The 17,001-nt window shown below is 58.1% G+C and carries 15 protein-coding genes; 14 read left to right on the top strand and 1 reads right to left on the bottom strand.

What is annotated here, in order from left to right; genetic code table 11:
- The first annotated feature begins 39 nt into the window (after positions 1–39).
- Positions 40–981, top strand: coding sequence for an ABC transporter permease (locus tag ACI5FR_RS24765; RefSeq protein WP_405459376.1), 942 nt, complete (start codon positions 40–42; stop codon positions 979–981).
- A 16-nt stretch (positions 982–997) separates the two neighbouring features.
- Positions 998–1,876 carry a carbohydrate ABC transporter permease gene (locus ACI5FR_RS24770; RefSeq protein ID WP_405459378.1) on the top strand — a complete coding sequence of 293 codons (879 nt, stop codon included), beginning with the start codon at positions 998–1,000 and terminating at the stop codon, positions 1,874–1,876.
- On the opposite strand, the gene ACI5FR_RS24775 is transcribed toward ACI5FR_RS24770, so the two are convergent.
- Positions 1,866–2,903, bottom strand: coding sequence for a GIY-YIG nuclease family protein (locus tag ACI5FR_RS24775; protein ID WP_405459380.1), 1,038 nt, complete (start codon positions 2,901–2,903; stop codon positions 1,866–1,868). The genes ACI5FR_RS24770 and ACI5FR_RS24775 overlap by 11 nt on opposite strands.
- A 273-nt stretch (positions 2,904–3,176) precedes the next feature.
- Here ACI5FR_RS24775 and ACI5FR_RS24780 point away from each other — a divergent pair, with 273 nt between their 5' ends.
- The 12 genes from ACI5FR_RS24780 to ACI5FR_RS24835 all read left to right on the top strand — a co-directional run bounded on the left by ACI5FR_RS24780 (position 3,177) and on the right by ACI5FR_RS24835 (position 17,001).
- Entirely contained in the window at positions 3,177–4,163 is a 987-nt protein-coding gene (locus tag ACI5FR_RS24780) for a Gfo/Idh/MocA family protein (protein WP_405459382.1), read from the top strand.
- Between the two features lie 120 nt (positions 4,164–4,283).
- Entirely contained in the window at positions 4,284–5,438 is a 1,155-nt protein-coding gene (locus ACI5FR_RS24785) for an AraC family transcriptional regulator (protein ID WP_405459384.1), read from the top strand.
- Between the two features lie 20 nt (positions 5,439–5,458).
- Positions 5,459–6,556: a Gfo/Idh/MocA family protein gene (locus ACI5FR_RS24790; protein ID WP_405459386.1), complete on the top strand. Its 1,098-nt coding sequence runs from the start codon at positions 5,459–5,461 to the stop codon at positions 6,554–6,556.
- 1,058 nt (positions 6,557–7,614) lie between these two features.
- Entirely contained in the window at positions 7,615–8,460 is an 846-nt protein-coding gene (locus ACI5FR_RS24795; RefSeq protein ID WP_405459387.1) for a LuxR C-terminal-related transcriptional regulator, read from the top strand.
- Positions 8,461–8,731: 271 nt separating this feature from the next.
- The gene (locus ACI5FR_RS24800) at positions 8,732–9,727 is read left to right on the top strand and encodes a VanW family protein (protein ID WP_405459388.1); all 996 of its coding nucleotides are present in this window, start codon (positions 8,732–8,734) and stop codon (positions 9,725–9,727) included.
- Between the two features lie 63 nt (positions 9,728–9,790).
- Positions 9,791–11,530, top strand: coding sequence for a GspE/PulE family protein (locus ACI5FR_RS24805; protein WP_405459389.1), 1,740 nt, complete (start codon positions 9,791–9,793; stop codon positions 11,528–11,530).
- Between the two features lie 60 nt (positions 11,531–11,590).
- On the top strand, positions 11,591–12,799 hold the full coding sequence (locus ACI5FR_RS24810; protein ID WP_405459391.1) for a type II secretion system F family protein: 1,209 nt from the start codon (positions 11,591–11,593) through the stop codon (positions 12,797–12,799).
- A 148-nt stretch (positions 12,800–12,947) separates the two neighbouring features.
- Entirely contained in the window at positions 12,948–13,472 is a 525-nt protein-coding gene (locus ACI5FR_RS24815; protein WP_405459394.1) for a prepilin-type N-terminal cleavage/methylation domain-containing protein, read from the top strand.
- 81 nt (positions 13,473–13,553) lie between these two features.
- A complete protein-coding gene (gene pilM / locus ACI5FR_RS24820; RefSeq protein WP_405459396.1) occupies positions 13,554–14,555 on the top strand; it encodes a type IV pilus biogenesis protein PilM in 1,002 nt (333 codons plus the stop codon).
- Positions 14,556–14,561: 6 nt separating this feature from the next.
- A complete protein-coding gene (locus ACI5FR_RS24825) occupies positions 14,562–15,173 on the top strand; it encodes a PilN domain-containing protein (RefSeq protein ID WP_405459399.1) in 612 nt (203 codons plus the stop codon).
- Positions 15,174–15,182: 9 nt separating this feature from the next.
- Positions 15,183–15,884 carry a hypothetical protein gene (locus ACI5FR_RS24830; RefSeq protein WP_405459401.1) on the top strand — a complete coding sequence of 234 codons (702 nt, stop codon included), beginning with the start codon at positions 15,183–15,185 and terminating at the stop codon, positions 15,882–15,884.
- A 46-nt stretch (positions 15,885–15,930) separates the two neighbouring features.
- Entirely contained in the window at positions 15,931–17,001 is a 1,071-nt protein-coding gene (locus tag ACI5FR_RS24835) for a type IV pilus twitching motility protein PilT (RefSeq protein ID WP_405459403.1), read from the top strand.

Raw genomic sequence — 17,001 nt, forward strand, 5'->3', positions numbered from 1 at the left:
ACCGGTCCGTCTCCCGCTAGGCTGTCGAGGAGTGAGCGCATGCACCTTCAGACGAAACTAACCGAACCTTCCTTAGTGAAGCGCCGAACCCACAAGTGGGCGAGAAGCTGGCCGCTGCATCTGATGCTGTTGCCTGCAGTCGTCCTGACGTTTATTTTCCATTACGTGCCGATGGCCGGCTTAATCATTGCGTTTCAAGACTTCAAGCCGTATTTGGGGTTCACCAAATCGCCTTGGGTCGGGCTGGAGCATTTCCGGTTTCTGTTCGTCTATCCGGATTCCAAGCGGGTCATTCTGAACACTCTCATCATATCTTCCTTTAAGATCGTGTTCCACTTGGCGGTTCCGTTCTTCTTCGCCCTGCTGCTGAACGAAATCCGCAGCTCCTTGTTCAAGCGGTTCGTGCAGACGCTCGTCTATTTGCCCCATTTCCTGTCCTGGGTCGTCTTGGGAGGCATTCTGCTCGACATGCTGTCTCCGCAGGGAGGACTCGTGAACCGGGCGCTTCAGGCGCTGGGCGTACACCCGGTCTTCTTCCTGGGCGACGAGAATTGGTTCCTGGTCACGGTCATTACAAGCGACATTTGGAAGGAATTCGGCTTCTCCACAATCGTCTTCCTCGCCGCTTTGGCCGGGATTAATCCGTCGCTCTACGAAGCGGCCGAGGTGGACGGGGCGAGCCGCTGGCAGCAGACGCTCCATGTGACGATTCCTGCGCTCTTGCCCATTACGATCGTCGTCGGGACGCTCTCGCTCGGAAACATTTTGAACGCGGGCTTCGACCAAATCTTCAATCTGTACAACCCGCTCGTGTACAGCAAGGGCGACATCATCGATACATTCGTGTACCGAATGGGGATCATCAACGGCAAGATGAGCTTTGCCACCGTCGTCAGCCTGTTCAAATCCGTCATCGGCTTCAGCCTAATCGTGCTCGCCTACCGATTGGCTTACCGTCACGCCAACTACCGCATCTTCTGAGCTAGGAGGAGGGAGCATGTACCATAAATCCGCCGCATACCGCGTCTTTTCCCTGATCAATCACGCGATGTTGGCCGTGCTGGCCCTAGTCTGCATCGCGCCGCTCGTCCATATTCTGGCCGTCTCCCTGAGCGGCAAAGCGGCCGCCAGCGCGAATCTGGTCGGCATGTGGCCGATCGATTTCACATGGCAGGCGTACGGGAAGTCCATCGCGAACCCATTCTTCCTCGATTCCTTGTGGATTGCAGTGAAGCGGACCGTGCTAGGCACCGCAGTGGGAATGACGGTCGTGACTTTGGCTGCGTATCCTTTGTCCAAGAGTGAGCTGCATTTCCGGCCGGGCGGGATATACAAATGGTATTTCGTGTTTACGATGCTGTTCAATGGGGGCATGATCGCCAACTACTTGCTGATCATGAAGCTGGGGCTCATTAACTCGCTATGGGCGCTTATCCTGCCGGGGGCCGTCTCCGTCTGGAATATGATCCTGCTGCTGAACTTCTTCCGAACGGTGCCGAAAGAACTGGAGGAGGCGTGCCTGATCGACGGAGCGGGGCATTTCCGCACGCTGTTCTATGTCTATCTGCCCATCTCGCTGCCGGCGCTAGCGACCTTGTCGCTGTTCACGATGGTCAGCCACTGGAACGCCTGGTTCGACGGCTTGATCTATATGACGAAATTCCAGCATTACCCGCTCGCCACTTTCCTGCAGACGATCATCGTTCAGCAGGACTTCGACAAAATGAACGTGAATAAAGAGGATCTCGAGAACATCTCGCAGCGGACGGTGAAGGCGGCGCAAATTTTCATCGGGGCGCTTCCGATTCTGCTCGTCTATCCGTTCCTGCAGAAATTTTTCATTAAAGGCATTGTGCTCGGCGCGATCAAGGAGTAAGGCTTTCCCGGTACTCGAGGTTCAGCCGGGCAATGTTCAGCAAGTCCCGCTTTCGACCACGCTTCGGCTCCCAGAGCCGGAGCGCTTTGTGCTGCCGGGACACTTGCTCCGCCGCGAGCGGAAGGGCACTCGCGGCGTTCGTGATGATCTCGGCCGGGCGCCATTCCGCCCACAGCCGAGCGAGCAGTGCGGCCGCGGCTTCGTCGCGGCCGGCGCCCTCCTGCAGCGGCGCCACGGCGAACCGCTGCCGCAGCGTGCCGTCCTCCAGCTGTGCGAGGAGGACGCCTGTGCGGCCGAACCAGGCGAGCGCCTCGCGCTTGCCGTTCGGCCGGTTCACCGCTTGGCGCTCGTTCATGCGGACGAGCGCCTCGATCTGTTTCTTGACCGCCAGCGCCTGTTCGAAGCGAAGCTCCTCGGCGTAGGCGGTCATCTGCTCGCGCATGTGCGCGAGGAGGGCGTCTCGGTCGGCGAGGAGCGCCTTCGCCGCTTCGAGCGCGAGCGCATGCTCGTCCGCCGTGACCCGCTGCTCGCACAGGCCGGAGCACCAGCCGTGGTAGTAGCGCAGGCAGAGCCGGTCTTCGAGCGGAGCGCAGGTCGGCAGCTTGTAGGCGGCGATGACATGCTCCAGCACGATATTGCGGTATGGGATGTTAGGGAATGGGCCAATCAGCGTCTCGCTCCTGCCGGCGGCAGCCGTTTGGGCTTGTCCTGCCGCGGCTTCGAACCGGGCGTGATCGGCGGCGACGAGACGGGGCACCGCATCACGGGTGACGGCGATATAGGGCAGTACGGAAGGGCCGCGCCGCATCGCACGGTTGTAGGCGGGCCGGTAATGCTTGATGAGCTCGCGCTCTAGCGTCAAGCTCTCGTTCTCGTTCGTGACGATCATGAGGTCGATGTCGTGTATGTACTTCACAAGACGGGCGGTCTTCGAGCGGTCCGGGTGAGGTCGGAAGTAGGAGGCGAGCCGCGCCCGCAGGTTAATCGCTTTGCCTACATACAGAACGTCGCCGTGCTCATCCAGCATGAGATAACACCCCGGCAGTTCCGGATAGCGGTTTGATTGAAAGTGGAACGGCAGCGGGCTCCCCTCCTTCGGAAACTCTTAATCTACTTCCGCTATCATAGCATAGGTGCGGAAAGAGCCGCATCACTCAAATCGCCGTCTGGGCGGTGATTGTGGTATAATGATGCATGTCGCAAAACTATAGTTATTTTGGCACCAATTTTCATTATAGCAACTGTTGAGTCTGTGTTATGTTCGCAATGTGTCGTATATTTAAAGTAAAGGGTGAACCGAATGATTCGAGTGGGAAAGATTAGCTATTGGCATGTGCATGCAGACGATTATACGCGCCAAGTGATCGCCAATCCGGCGACCGAGCTCGCCGCGATTTGGGACGAGGATCCGGAGCGCGGCCGGAAGAAGGCCGAGCAGTACGGAGTTCCCTACTATGAATCGCTGGATGATATGTTGGCGAACGCCGGCATCGACGCCGTAGTGGTGGACGCGCCTACGAACCGGCATCGTGAAGTGATGCTGAAGGCGGCGAATGCCGGCAAACATATTTTCACGGAAAAAGTAGTGGCCGCTACGTTCGCCGAGGTTCGCGACATTCTGGACGCCGTACGCGAGGCAGGGGTGAAGCTGGCCGTTTCGCTGCCACGGCTGTACCATGGCTATACGCAAGCGATCCAGAGCGTGCTGGAGCAAAACTTACTGGGCCGGCTGACGCTAGTTCGCGCGCGGTTGTCGCATGGCGGCGCGGTCGCCAATTGGCTGCCGGCTCATTTCTTCTCGCTGGAGCAATGCCGCGGCGGCGCGCTGATCGACCTCGGCTGCCATCCGATGTACTTGGTACGCCGCTTCCTCGGCGCTCCCGATGCGGTGCACGCCACTTATGGCTACGTGACTGGCCGTGAAGTGGAGGACAATGCGGTAGCGGTCCTGCAATATCCGGAGGGCGCGATCGGGATCGTCGAAGCCGGCTTCGTGAACCCGCATTCGCCATTCTCGATCGAGATTCACGGCACGGAGGGCAGCTTGCTATACGGCTTCCCGGACGCTACGCTTCAAGTGCGAAGCTCTAAGAGCGGTGATGGCTGGTTCACGGTGGACATTCCGGAACAATTGCCGATGGCGTTCGATCAATGGGTCGGTCACGTGACCGATGGGACGGAAGCGACGGATAACGTGAATATGGCGGTCGAGCTGACCCGCTTGATGGAAGCCGCGAACCGCTCGGTTGCGGAAGGCCGTCCGGTGAAGCTGAACGAACTGGCTTAACCCGCTGGCGGACTTGAGTATAGAAGATTGCCGATCATGGGGCCCCGCATAATACCCGGAGTGATCAGCAGAGCGTTGCTTCATTTGGTGGGGAAGTCTAGGCATCAGGAGGGATGAACGGTGGCTGCGGAGAGAGAGCGGACGGGCAGCGATGAGCTGCGGGTCGAGCGCCTGGCTGGAATTGCCGGAGGTGCACGAAGCTCGGGCGGGGCTGGAAGAGCCGAAAAGTCGAGAGAAGTTGGGATAGCGGGCAGCTCGGAAAAGTCGGGTAAGCCTGGCAAGCCGGGTAAGCACGGCAAGTACGGCAAGCCGGGAAAGTCCGCTTCCCAACCGTTTCCGTTCGCTCGCATGCTGACGAATCCGTACGCGCTCGATCGGCTGGACATCCGCTTCCGCTGGGGCGATTACGGCGTTCGCGTTCTTCGCTGCCACTTGGCGGCTTTTTCTCCGGGCCACGTCATCCCGTCCCATAAACATTCGGAATTCGAGTTTCATTTTATCGCCAAGGGCAAAGGGAACGTTACGATGGGCGGCCAGACGTATGAGCTGCTCGAAGGTCAGTTTTACGTCACCGGTCCCGATGTGATCCATGCCCAGGAGTCCGACCCCGACGATCCGATGCACGAGCTGTGCCTTCATATCGAGTTCATCCCTCTGCCGCCTAGGCAGGATGATCCTGAGGCCGATTGGGGACGGCCGTTGGAATGCCGGGAAGCCGCCGCCTGCATCGGCATGCTCCGGCAGTTTCCACTCACGACCGTGTGGGATACGTATCATGCGATGGGGGCGTTCCTCGACGCGTACCGGACTTGGGAGGAGGAGCCCCCGGGGTATCATACGCAGCTCCGGCAGGCTATTATCCAGATCCTGCTTCGATCGACGCGCGTCTTCGCCGACCCGGTCGCCGTCATCCCCGAGCGCGATATGAACGGCCACCGGTATGAGCTCGCGACCCAGTACATCCGGGACAATGAGAGCCGGCCGATTACGCTGTCCGAAGTGGCGGAACGGGTCAATGTCAGCTCCCGCCAGCTCCAGCGGATTTTCCAGAGCGAGGGCGGCATTCCGTTCCGGGACTATGTAGAGCACGTGCGGCTGTCCGCGGTGTGCGCCGATCTGCTGCATACGAACCGCTCGATCGAAGAAATCGCGCTGCTGCACGGCTATGCCACGCCCACCTATTTGTTCCCCGTGTTCAAGCACAAATTCGGCGTGACGCCCGCCGTCTACCGACGAATGAACGTGGGCAGCGGCGTAGTCTCCGATACCTTTTAATAGAAGGAAGGATTGTATCCGTGAGCGAAAAGTTGAAAATCGGCATTATTGGCAGCGGCGGCATCGCCCGTGCGCATGTGGCGGCCTACCGCAAACTCCCTTTCGTGGACATCGTCGCCGTGGCCGATGTGATTCCAGGCCGGGCCCGGCAATTCGTGGAGGATCAAGGGCTGGTTGGAGCCGCAGCGTTCGAGTCCCATGTGGAGCTGCTCCAGGAACAGTTGGACGGGGTTAGCATCTGTACCCCGAACGTATCCCACCATCGGACTACGATCGACTCGCTCCGTGCCGGCAAGCCGGTGCTGCTGGAGAAGCCGATGTCGGTCACGCTGCAGGAAGCGCAGGAGATGGTCGAGGCGGCCCGCGAGTCGGACCGGATGCTTACGATCGGCTTCCAGCCTCGCTATGATCCGAATATGAAACGGCTGCAAAGCATCGTGCAGTCCGGCCGCCTAGGCAACGTGTACTATGTCGAGACGGGCGGCGGACGCCGGCGGGGGATGCCGGGCGGCACGTTCATCAGCAAGGTGTTGGCCGGAGCCGGCGCGATGGCGGATATCGGCTGCTATTCGCTCGATATGGCACTTAACACGCTCGGGTATCCGCGACCGCTCACTGTGTCGGCGTACACGTCCAACCATTTCGGGCGCAATCCGCTGTACCATCCGGAGGCGTCCCGCTTCGAGGTCGAGGACTTCGGCGTAGCGCTCGTCCGGTTCGAGAACGATCTCGTCCTGCAATTCAAAATCTCCTGGGCGATGCATATGGACACGCTCGGCGCGACGATGTTCCTCGGCAGCGAGGCGGGCCTGAAGGTGACTCCGTTCGGTACCGGGCCATGGTCCGGCGTCTGGGACGGCAAGATCGGCGCGATGACGCTGTTCCACGATGAGTTCGGCGGCCATACGCAGACAGAAGTCCCGCTGATCCAGCACTCGCTGAACTTGTTCGACGAGAAGGTGCGCGACTTCGCCGAAGCGGTGCGCGACGGTCGTCCGGCCCCGATCCCGGGCGAGCAGATCTTGATCCAGCAGGCGATCATCGACGGCGTGCTTCGTTCGGCGGAATCCCGGCGCGAGGTGTCGGTGGAGCTGCCGCATACGGTGGCGATTTCTTGAAAATGGATTGGATGAGGGGGGCCTAAGGGTCCTCCTTTTTTGTTGAAGTAGACAGCTATTAAGCGCACTCCGACCTTCCGTCCCCGACAGGGAAATTTAGTGAACACGTCCCTGCATTCTGGTCCCGAGTGTTGCTCCAAAGTCGAAAATCTACTCTCACAGTCCTGCCGACCCGCCCGAGTGCCGCTCCAAATAGGCTTATTTCCGACCACCGTGCCCGATCGGACCAGTAACTACCTGCTAGAGGGAAAAGTGGCCGAAAGAGCGGGAGGATCTCAGATTGTTAAGATAAGCATGCGGGGAGAGCTTCGTGTAGTTCGATTTTGCCGACTTGGGAGACGCAAGCGAAGCGTTCATGGGAAGCAGTTCGATTTTGCCTATTTAGAAAGCATTCTGACGGGGGTAGGGCTCCAATAAGGAGCTCCAATTCGACAAAATCGAATTAAGAACTCGATCAGAGTCAAGCTGCCCTCGTGAAATTAGGCTAAATGGAACTACAGCTCGCCATAAGCCAAAGTTCAACCGGAATTCGAAGATTTACAGCAACCGATGAAACTATACTTTCTCGGGCAGCCTGAGAGGATAGTGCAATTGTGAGGTAGGTTTTCCTTCTCCTCAGGGCCCCCGAGTTCATCAGGCATCCGCCCCTTTACGCCTCCTTAACTTCCGATCCCGGATTCGCCCGTCCGATAGGCGCAGGCCGGAGGTCCTCCCGCGGCGCCGACTCTGAAGCGCTCTTTTTCCGCCATCGTGGCCCGTCTCCTTCCAAATGCATGCCCAAACCGGGACTATCGGACAACTCAGCCGACTGTCATAGATGCTAAAAGCATGAATTTCATATGAAAGCGCTCTCTTGCTGTAGTGCAAGGATACTATCTTGCAATAATTAATGCCTTTGTACTATACCAACGAAAAACTAGGGGCCTTATAGTTAGTGTCATCCGGGTCGAAGCAAATAATTGCAGCGATTTCGAGTTTATCCGACACGGATTTCTTTTCTTGTTCACGACGAATGCCCAGGCATGTACATTATCGATCAGGAAAAGTGAGTGGAACCGATGAAGGTTTTTGCAGAAGAGATCCGGACCCACGAGTTTGTCCGGAAAGTCGGAATTACGTCGCAGGAAGTGCAGAAGTTCCATGAACGCTCGTTCCAAAACGGGGTCCAGCGGGACTCCATGCGGGTCCGGTTCCGGGTTCAGGGGAAAATGATGGAGCGGCTGCTGGCGAAAAACCAGTCCCTGGTCGACGTCATCCAGAAGCAAGGCTTGCTGAAGGCGAATGCGTTCTACTTCCCGAATCTGCTCTTGGTCACCGACAGCAACGGGGTGGTCCTGCATATGAGCGGGGACGAGGATTCGATCCAGAATGCGGCGCGCATTAACAATATCGGGATCGGCTCGGCGATGTCGCTCACGAGCGCGGGGACGAATGCCGTCTCGGCGGCGATCGAGCTGCAGCGTCCGGTCTGGGTCCATGGAGAGGACCACTACCTCGACACCTTGCAGGATTGGGTGACGATGTGCGTGCCGATCCACAATTCGGAGGGCCATCCCGTAGGCTACTTGGCTCTATGCGCTCTCCAGGATGTGTCGGCGCCGTTCCTGTACCCATGCATCGAGTCGATCGCCCTTAGCATGGAGTACGAGCTGCGCAAGACCGAGCTGCAGAGCAAAACGTGGTTCGTCGAGGAAATTCTCGAGGAGCGGCTGAAGACGTTCAAGCTGACCATTCGCGAGAAGGAAATCGCCATGTACTGGCTGCTCGACTACGATTACAAGCAGATCGGCAAAGTGCTCGGGATCAGCGAGAACACAGTACGGGTGTATGTCACGAAGATCAACAGCAAGCTGAAGGTGAATTCCAAGGCGTCCCTCATCCTGCGGGTACTGGGCGCTATCTAGACATTCGATGCGGGGGAGAACGGCCTCATCCGCGCGGCATTTGTGCTGCGGGATGGGGCCGTTTTGTTGTTCGGGCGGGCTTTTCAGGGCTTAGGCCCAGAGTGGTAGGAATGAGCCCCAAAGGCCGCCTATGCAGGAGAAGTACTCCATGTGCATTAGGCGGATAGGAATAATGTGCGTGTATGATTTGCGCTGTAGAATTTTGCGGTTATTCTGGAGGCACCCACCGAGAAAGGCGGGAATATGTCGAGTTTTGAGGGATGGTTAGCGTATGAGACAGAGGCGTAAGAGCGTCATCCTGGGCCCGATCAAATGGATCGTCCTGTTGGGCGCGGTTGGAACGGTTACCGTAACCGGCCTGTCGGCGGCAGGAATGATCGAATGGAAAGCCGACGCGAACTTGGACCGGTTGATGTTTTGGAAGTCCGCATCCCCCAATCAAGCCGCGGCGCCTGTCGGCACTTCGACCAAACCGGCAGCGACCGCTTCTATAGCGCCTACAGCGACGCCTATGCCGCAGACCGCGGCGGCTACGCCTGCTGAGACACCTAAGGCCTCGCCTACGCCGACCCAGTCGGCAGCACCGACGCCCACTCCGGTGAAGCCGGTCACGTCCGCCACCGTGCAAGTCGTATCACAAGCGGCGAGCCTGCTTCCGGTAAACGCGAACGAGAAGGGTTGGTTGGAGCTTGTCGGGCAGGTCAAGCTCGATCCGGGGAAGCTCTTCTCCTTCAACGCATGGCTCGCCGAAGCTTCGAAAGGGAAGACGCTGGAGAAAAAAGCGGACGAGCTGTCCCATGTCGCCTCCTTGCTGTATGAAGCGGCCGTGCGAGCCGGGATGAAGGTAGGCGAACGGAATCCTCACCAGGACCTCCCCGCTTATGCGGCAGCAGGCTTCGATGTGGAGATTGTGCCGGACAAGAAAGATTTGACCCTCTACAATGCCCTGGAGTTTCCGGTAACGGTAGGCGTGATGTATAACGGAGAATCGCCGATCCTCACCATGAATGGGGCGCCGACAGGGAACTGGAAAGCCCCCAAGATTACGGTCAACACGGAGGCATTCGCGCCGGAGCGTGTCATCCTAACCGACTTCACCTTGATTGGCAGAGGGGAAGTCAGACGGAGCGAAGGCTCGCTCGGGACGCTGGCGAAGGTGTACGCGGACTGGAAAAACGATGGGAAGACGGAGCAGTTGTCCAAAGATTTCTACGCACCGCGTCCGGTTGTAGTTGCTCGGGGCCCTAGCGCGGATGAGTTGAAATAAGCAACGAAGCAACGAGAACCAAGTTCGAACTAAACCCACTAACACAAGGAAGGAGGACCTCGTATGCGGATAGGCGAGCTGTTCGTGATGAACGGCCTGATTACGGAGGAGCAGCTGGAGCAGGCGCTCAAGCAGCAGGTGCACACCCGGAAGAAGCTGGGCGAGATTCTGATCGACAAGGGGCTGATCACGGAGAGGCAGCTGGTCGAAGTGCTGGAATTCCAGCTCGGGTTCCCTGTCGTCAACATGTACGAGACGGCGCTTGATATGAACACCGTGCAGCTGATCCCGGAAGCGCTGGCCCGCAAGCATTGCGTCATCCCGATCGAACGGAAGAACGGGAAGATCAAGGTGGCCATGGTCGATCCGCTCAACTACGACGCGATCGAAGAAATCCGGATGGCGACCAACATGAGCGTGCAGCCGGTCATCGCGATCCGCTCCGAAGTCGAGCAGGCGATCACCCGTAACTACGGCTTGAAGGAATCGGTCGAGGAGCTGATGGTCGATCTCGACAAGCTGGAGATCAAGGACGAGGAGCAGGAAGCGAACGACCAAGGCTCTCCGATCGTCAAGCTCGTCAATCAGATCATTCAGTCCGCCGTCCAGCAGAAGGCGTCCGACATCCACGTCGATCCGCAGGAGAAGCAGCTCATCGTCAAGTATCGGATCGACGGCGTGCTGCGTACGGAGAAAGCGCTGCCGAAGCATATGCAGGGCGTGCTCACGGCCAGGCTCAAAATCATCTCCAAGCTGAACATCGCCGAGCGCCGGCTGCCGCAGGACGGTCGCATCCAGATGCAGGTCGACAATCGCCGTATCGACATCCGGGTCTCCACGCTGCCGACCGTGCACGGCGAGAGCATCGTCCTGCGGATTCTCGACCAATCCGCCGGGATCAAGAAGATCGCCGAGCTGGGGCTCAGCGAAGCGAACCTCGTGAAGTTCGATAAAATGATCCAGCGTCCTAACGGCATTATCCTGATCACAGGGCCTACAGGGAGCGGGAAAACGTCGACGCTCTACTCGGCGCTCGGCCAGCTGAACGGCGACGACGTGAAGATTATCACCGTCGAAGACCCGGTCGAGTACCGGATGGCTGGTGTCACGCAGGTACAGGTGAATTCGCAGATCGGACTCACCTTCGCTTCCGGTCTCCGCTCCATCCTGCGGCAAGACCCGAATATCGTCATGGTCGGGGAAGTCCGGGACGCCGAGACGGCGGAAATCGCCGTGCGGGCGTCGCTGACCGGGCACCTGGTGTTCAGCACGATCCATACGAACAGCGCGGTCAGCACGATCAGCCGGCTCGTCGATATGGGGATCGACTCGTACTTGATCGCCTCCTCGGTCTCCTGTATCGTGGCACAGCGGCTCGTACGCCGCGTCTGCCGCGAGTGCGCGCAGCAAGTGCCGGCCCGCGAGGATGAGCTGCAGCTGCTGGAGACGCACGGCCTGGCTGGAGCCGGCGCCGGCGAGTCTTGGCTCGCCCAGACGGGCACCGGCGGCAGCTTCGTTCGGCCGCCGTCCGTGAAACCGGGCGAGGGCACGATCCTGCTGACCCGCGGCAAAGGCTGCGGGACGTGCAACAAGACCGGCTACCGCGGACGGCTCGCGGTGCACGAGGTGCTCGTGGTGGACGAGCCGCTGCGACGGCTCATCGTGCAGAACCGGCCAGTGAACGAGCTCGAGCAGCATCTCGCCCAGCACGGCTTTCGGAATATGCTGCACGACGGGCTGTTGAAGGTGCGGGGCGGCCATACGACCGTCGAGGAAGTGTTGAAGGCGGTCTCGGACGAGTAATCGGCTGTGTTCTCCGACATGCGGTGCAATTGGAACTAAGTAGTGCGGGGGTGAACAAACTTGGCGAATTTTACATACGAAGCCGTGAACGAAAGCGGCAAAAAGCTGAAAGGGATGCTGAAGGCGCAAAACAAGGCGATGGCGATCTCGGAGCTTCGCGGCAGAGGGATGATCATCCGCAGCATTCAGGAGAAGAGCGCGACGGCCATGGACAAGGAAATCCATATCGGGCGCGCGGTGAAGCTGGAAGACTTCGTCATCTTCTGCCGGCAGTTCGCCACCCTGATCCGCTCCGGCATTCAGATCGACCAGTCGGTCTCGATCCTCGAGGATCAGTCGACGGCCAAATATCTGAAGGCGGCGCTTGGCGACATCTCGGAGCAAATCCGCAGCGGGCATTCGCTGTCCAAGGCGATGAGCGATCACCCGAAGGTGTTCCCCGAGATGTTCATTAATATGATCGCCTCGGGCGAGACGGGCGGGAACTTGGACGACGTGCTGGACCGGATGGCCGAGCACTACGAGAAGGAGCACAAGACGATCCAGAAGGTCAAGTCGGCGATGACGTACCCGATCATCGTACTTATCATCGCCATAGTGGTCGTCATTTTTCTACTGATCAAGATTGTGCCGACGTTCGCTGCAATGTTCATAGAGCAGGGCTCGGAATTGCCGATGATAACAAAGTTTGTTATGGGTTCGAGCGATGCGATTGTGAAATATTGGTGGATGTTTCTAGGAGGGTTCGCCGGATTAGTGGTCCTATATCGAATGTTCGCCAGCAACGATGAGGGCAAGTACTTTATCGACAGCATGAAATTCCGCTTTCCGGTGTTCGGCATCATTCTCAAGAAGTCGGCCGTAGCTCGTCTGGCCCGCACGTTGTCCTCACTTTATGTCAGCGCGGTACCGGTTTTGCAGGCGTTGGATGTCACGGAGAAAGTCGTCGGCAATCGCGTCGTCTCGAAGGTGCTGCGGGAGGCCAAGGACAGCCTGCAGCAAGGGAAAATGTTGTCGGAGCCGTTCGAGAAGAGCGGCGTGTTCCCAAGGATGGTCGTGCAGATGCTGATCGTCGGCGAAGAGACCGGACAAGTGGACAATATGCTCGCGAAGATCGCAGACTTCTATGAAGCTGATGTGGATCAAAGCGTCGATAGGCTGAAAGCCGTCATTGAGCCGCTCATGCTGCTCTTCGTCTCCGTCCTCGTCGGCATCATCGTGGCCGCCATGATGAGCCCGATGTTCAAAATGTACGATAACTACTTGTAATTATACAGAGCTATCGGATCTTCGATCTGCGCATGAAGGGGGGTGAAAACGACAAATGTCGCAACTGATATTGGCAGTGGACTCAAAAGGCTTGAACCCTGTGCAAGATCATGTACATACCAAAAATAATCGAAGAGGTGGGACTGAAATGACTGAGATGGTACTGGAAAACAATCAAATTCAAGGATTGCGTGCACGCAAGCTTTCGATTCGCGAAGTAATGAAGAACGAGAAAGGCTTGACCCTGATCGAATTGCTGGCGGTTATCGTCATCATCGCCATTATCGCGGCCATTGCGATTCCGTCGATCGGTTCGATCATGGAAAAAACGAGACTGAATGCTCACAGATCTAATGCGCATATGGTTATTGATGCTGCAAGGCTTTATGTAACAAGCGAAGGCAAGACACTTACTGCGGCTACAACTAGTCTTACTCTCTCATTAACTGATTTGCATTCTAAAGGATATCTTGAAGTGATTCCAAAAGACCCATCGAATAAACCTGAAAATTACGCTGCAGGAGCTGCTGGTGGTACTGATGGTTCCTTCGTAACTGTTGCTAAGGATGGTGAGAATTATAAGTACACAATTACGCTGAAGGGCGCTACAACTACTTATATGACCGCTATCGATGAAGCCAATATCGAGAAATCCGACTCCGTCGTCGAATAATCCAAATACCAGCGCACCACCAAGCGCGCCGCCCCAGGCGGCGCGCCCTAATTACGCTTACCCTGAGAGGAGCCGCCGGCTATGTTCGGGAAGAAAACGAGCAAGTACACATATGGCATGCAAATATCGGATACGACTGCGAAGCTGGTTGAAATTATGACCCTCCCCCAGGAAATCGTCGTGACCCAGCGCCATTCGATCGCGCTGGATAAGGGCAGTATCAAACATGGAAAATTCATGGACGAGGAATCGGTCATCGGCCGGATCGAAGCGATGGTGAAGCAGATCGGACTGCAAGGGGCGAACGTGAACGTCACGGTCCCGCTGTCCAACGTCATTCTCCGCCGATCGGTCTTCTCGTCTTTAAAAGATAAAGCACTGCGCAACCTGATCGACGTGGAGCTGCACGGCGGCCAGCAGCTGCCGTTCAAGAACCCGGTGTTCGACTTCGTCCGGATCGGCGCGCCGAAGGAACAAGCCGCCGCCGCGGCCGCCGAAGGCGTGAAAAAAGCGGCAAAGCCGTCGGCGCAGGAGGAAGTGCTCATCTTCGCCACCCCGGCGGAGGTCGTGGAGAGCTACGCGCACGTCGTGAAGAAGGCCGGGCTCACCCCGGTATCGGTCGACCTGGCGCCGCTCGCGCTGCATCGGCTGCTCGTGAGACACTCGCGGCTCACCGGTACCACCATGAAGGAACGTTTCATGCTGCTGCATGTGGAGCCGGATCACGCGGACGTCAGTATTTTCGTGAACGGGATTCCGGTCTTCTTCCGGTCCATCCAGATCAACACGAGCTTCTTCCTGGATACGGGCACCGACCAGATGGCCGCTTATGGGCGCAACCTGTCGATGGAGCTGGGACGTGTCATGAACTACTTCCAATACTCGGTCTCCACGGAGCAAGAAGACGTCCAGCTCATCTACCTCGTCGGCGATCAGGAGTGGATCGAGGCGCTGCCCGAACATCTGGAAGGCTCGTTCTCCGGCGAGATTGCCGCCTTCCCGCTGCCGGCGATCCTGCAAAATGAAGATTCCGCCTGCCACACGTTCGCCGTCCCGGTCGGGCTGGCGATGAAAGGAGCCTGATGAGCGATGAGCGCCCCCACACAGCGGCTGCTTAGCTTAGAGATCAACCTGCTGCAAATGCGGCAAGAGGAGCAAACCGCCGGCAGCCCGCTGCTGCGCAACCTGGCGATCGTCGCGCTTGTCGTGATCGTCGCCGGGATGGGCTGGATGTACTTCGACGCCAAGGCGGAGATCAAGAAGACGAATGCCGCGCTCGACAAGGTGAATGCGCAAATCAAGGAAGGCCAGGCGAAGCTCGCCAGCTCGCCGACCGCCGGCGGCGCCGCCGACTTCGCGCAGCTGCCGCAGAGCCTTAGCGCATCGCGGCCGAATCCGTCCGAGGTATTGGATAAGCTGACGGCACTCATGCCGCTCGCTTCGAACTTGACTACGCTTTCGTTCGGAGACGGCAACGCGCTGAAGGTTACTGGCAACTTCGCTTCGACGGAGGACGTCGTGTCGTTCATGCAGGCGGCCAAGTCGTCCGCCAGCTTCACATTCGTCTCCTCGAGCGGGATGACGAAGCTGCCGGCTCAGCCGGAAGACAAAAATGCCGTCGCCGGAGCCGATACACCGTTGCCGGTCATCCAAGCGACGTTCGATCTGACTTACAATGCGGATTCGGGCAAGAAAGGTTGAGGACGCGACATGAGTATTTTGAGCAGCAAACGAAATCAAATCATAGCCGCCGTCGTACTCGCGTTAGTACTCGTCTTGGCGTATCTCAACTTCGTCGCTCCGCTCAAGACTGAGCAGGCGGATAAGGAACGGCTGCTTGTACAGAAGCAGAAGGAGCTGGAAGCGCTCAAGAAGCGTACCGATGGCGGAGGCACACTCGGGGCGGAGGAGCAAGTGAGCTTGTCCCGGACGCGCAGCCGGATCCCGGAGGTGCCGGATGTGGAGGGACTGCTCCGCGACGTGCGTATGCTCGAGGTCGTGAGCAAAATGCCGCTCGCGAGTTACAACTTCGAGATCGGCAAAGCGCAGGAGCAGAGCGGCCAGGGCGGCGCACAGGCGAACGCAGCCAAGACGGGTGAGGCAGGGACCGCGACGCTGGCGGCACAGTCGCTCGTCATTCCGATCAAGCTGAATACGACTGCGAAAGGGGACTACGGGCAAATTCACCGGTTCCTGGAGGAACTGCAGAGTTCGCAGCGGCTGATGCAAGTGGAGAAGCTGAGCTTCACGGCCAAAGCGACCGCGCCGGTAAAAGTCAACGCGCCCAAGAAGGAAATTACGGTCAACGTAACGCTCGTGTCGTACTATGCGCCGGGGCTGCAAAAGTTTTTCAAAACGCCGGTTCCGGTCAACTACAGCAAGCCGGAGGGCAAGCTGAACCCGATCTACTGATGCTAATCCAGAGCTATCCATGCTGAGAATCCGAGGAGAGATGATGATGTCCACTGCGGTGCAGAACGAATCCGGAGCTTTGACCCTGAAGGATCTGCTGCGGATCTCCCACGAATCGCGCGCCTCCGACCTGCACATCAATACCGGCACGGAACCGCTCATGCGGCTGCACGGCAAGCTGATGAAGGTGATCGACTCGGTGCTCCGCCCGGAGGATACGCTCCGGATGGCGAAGGAGATTCTCACGAACGAGCAGTACGATCAGCTGATCAAGAAAGGGGAGGTCGACTTCTCCTTCGAGATCCCGGGGCTGTCCCGGTACCGGGGCAACGTGTTCAAACAGAAGCGGGCGATCAACATGGTGTTCCGCGTGCTGTCCACGACAGTGCCTTCGCTTATGACGCTCAACCTGCCCGACCTGGTCCGGGAATTCGCCTACAAGCAGCAAGGGCTCGTCCTTGTGACTGGGCCGACCGGCAGCGGGAAGTCGACGACGCTTGCCTCGATTATCGATTTCATCAACGAGACGCAGAAGAAACATATCATTACGCTGGAAGACCCGATCGAGTACATCCACCCGAGCAAAAATTGTTTGGTTGCCCAAAGAGAGATCGGCATCGATACGCTGTCGTTCTCGAATGGATTGCGGGCCGCACTGCGACAAGATCCGGACGTAATCCTGGTCGGCGAGATGCGCGACCTGGAGACGATCCGGACCGCCATCACAGCCGCCGAGACGGGCCATCTCGTCTTCGCTACATTGCACACTCCGGATGCTCCGCAGACCGTGGACAGGATTATCGACGTGTTCCCGACCGAACAGCAGCGTCAAATCCGCATCCAGCTCGCATCCGTCCTCATAAGCGTGCTCTCCCAGCGACTCGTGCCGCGGCTGGACGGCCGCGGGCGCGTCATGGCGCTGGAGATTCTCATCAATACGCCGGCCGTTGCCAACCTGATTCGCCAGGAGAAAATTTATCAGATCAAATCGGTCATCCAGACGAGCCGCCAGATCGGCATGCAGACGATGTTGTCGAGCCTGAAGCAGCTCGTGGAAGAAGGACTGATCCATCGCGACACGATCAAGGAATACGAAATGTCGATAGGAGAGGAATAA

Source organism: Paenibacillus sp. HJGM_3 (assembly GCF_045062745.1).
Lineage (GTDB): Bacteria > Bacillota > Bacilli > Paenibacillales > NBRC-103111 > Paenibacillus_AA.

Bases quoted from the DNA above. Each gene is read 5' to 3' on its own strand.
- ACI5FR_RS24770 (WP_405459378.1), top strand. From the start codon at position 998: ATGTACCATAAATCCGCCGCATACCGCGTCTTTTCCCTGATCAATCAC.
- ACI5FR_RS24775 (WP_405459380.1), bottom strand. From the start codon at position 2,903: ATGCTGGATGAGCACGGCGACGTTCTGTATGTAGGCAAAGCGATTAAC.
- ACI5FR_RS24800 (WP_405459388.1), top strand. From the start codon at position 8,732: ATGAGACAGAGGCGTAAGAGCGTCATCCTGGGCCCGATCAAATGGATC.
- ACI5FR_RS24825 (WP_405459399.1), top strand. From the start codon at position 14,562: ATGAGCGCCCCCACACAGCGGCTGCTTAGCTTAGAGATCAACCTGCTG.
- ACI5FR_RS24830 (WP_405459401.1), top strand. From the start codon at position 15,183: ATGAGTATTTTGAGCAGCAAACGAAATCAAATCATAGCCGCCGTCGTA.
- ACI5FR_RS24765 (WP_405459376.1), top strand. From the start codon at position 40: ATGCACCTTCAGACGAAACTAACCGAACCTTCCTTAGTGAAGCGCCGA.
- ACI5FR_RS24805 (WP_405459389.1), top strand. From the start codon at position 9,791: ATGCGGATAGGCGAGCTGTTCGTGATGAACGGCCTGATTACGGAGGAG.
- ACI5FR_RS24795 (WP_405459387.1), top strand. From the start codon at position 7,615: ATGAAGGTTTTTGCAGAAGAGATCCGGACCCACGAGTTTGTCCGGAAA.
- ACI5FR_RS24815 (WP_405459394.1), top strand. From the start codon at position 12,948: ATGACTGAGATGGTACTGGAAAACAATCAAATTCAAGGATTGCGTGCA.
- pilM (WP_405459396.1), top strand. From the start codon at position 13,554: ATGTTCGGGAAGAAAACGAGCAAGTACACATATGGCATGCAAATATCG.
- ACI5FR_RS24780 (WP_405459382.1), top strand. From the start codon at position 3,177: ATGATTCGAGTGGGAAAGATTAGCTATTGGCATGTGCATGCAGACGAT.
- ACI5FR_RS24835 (WP_405459403.1), top strand. From the start codon at position 15,931: ATGTCCACTGCGGTGCAGAACGAATCCGGAGCTTTGACCCTGAAGGAT.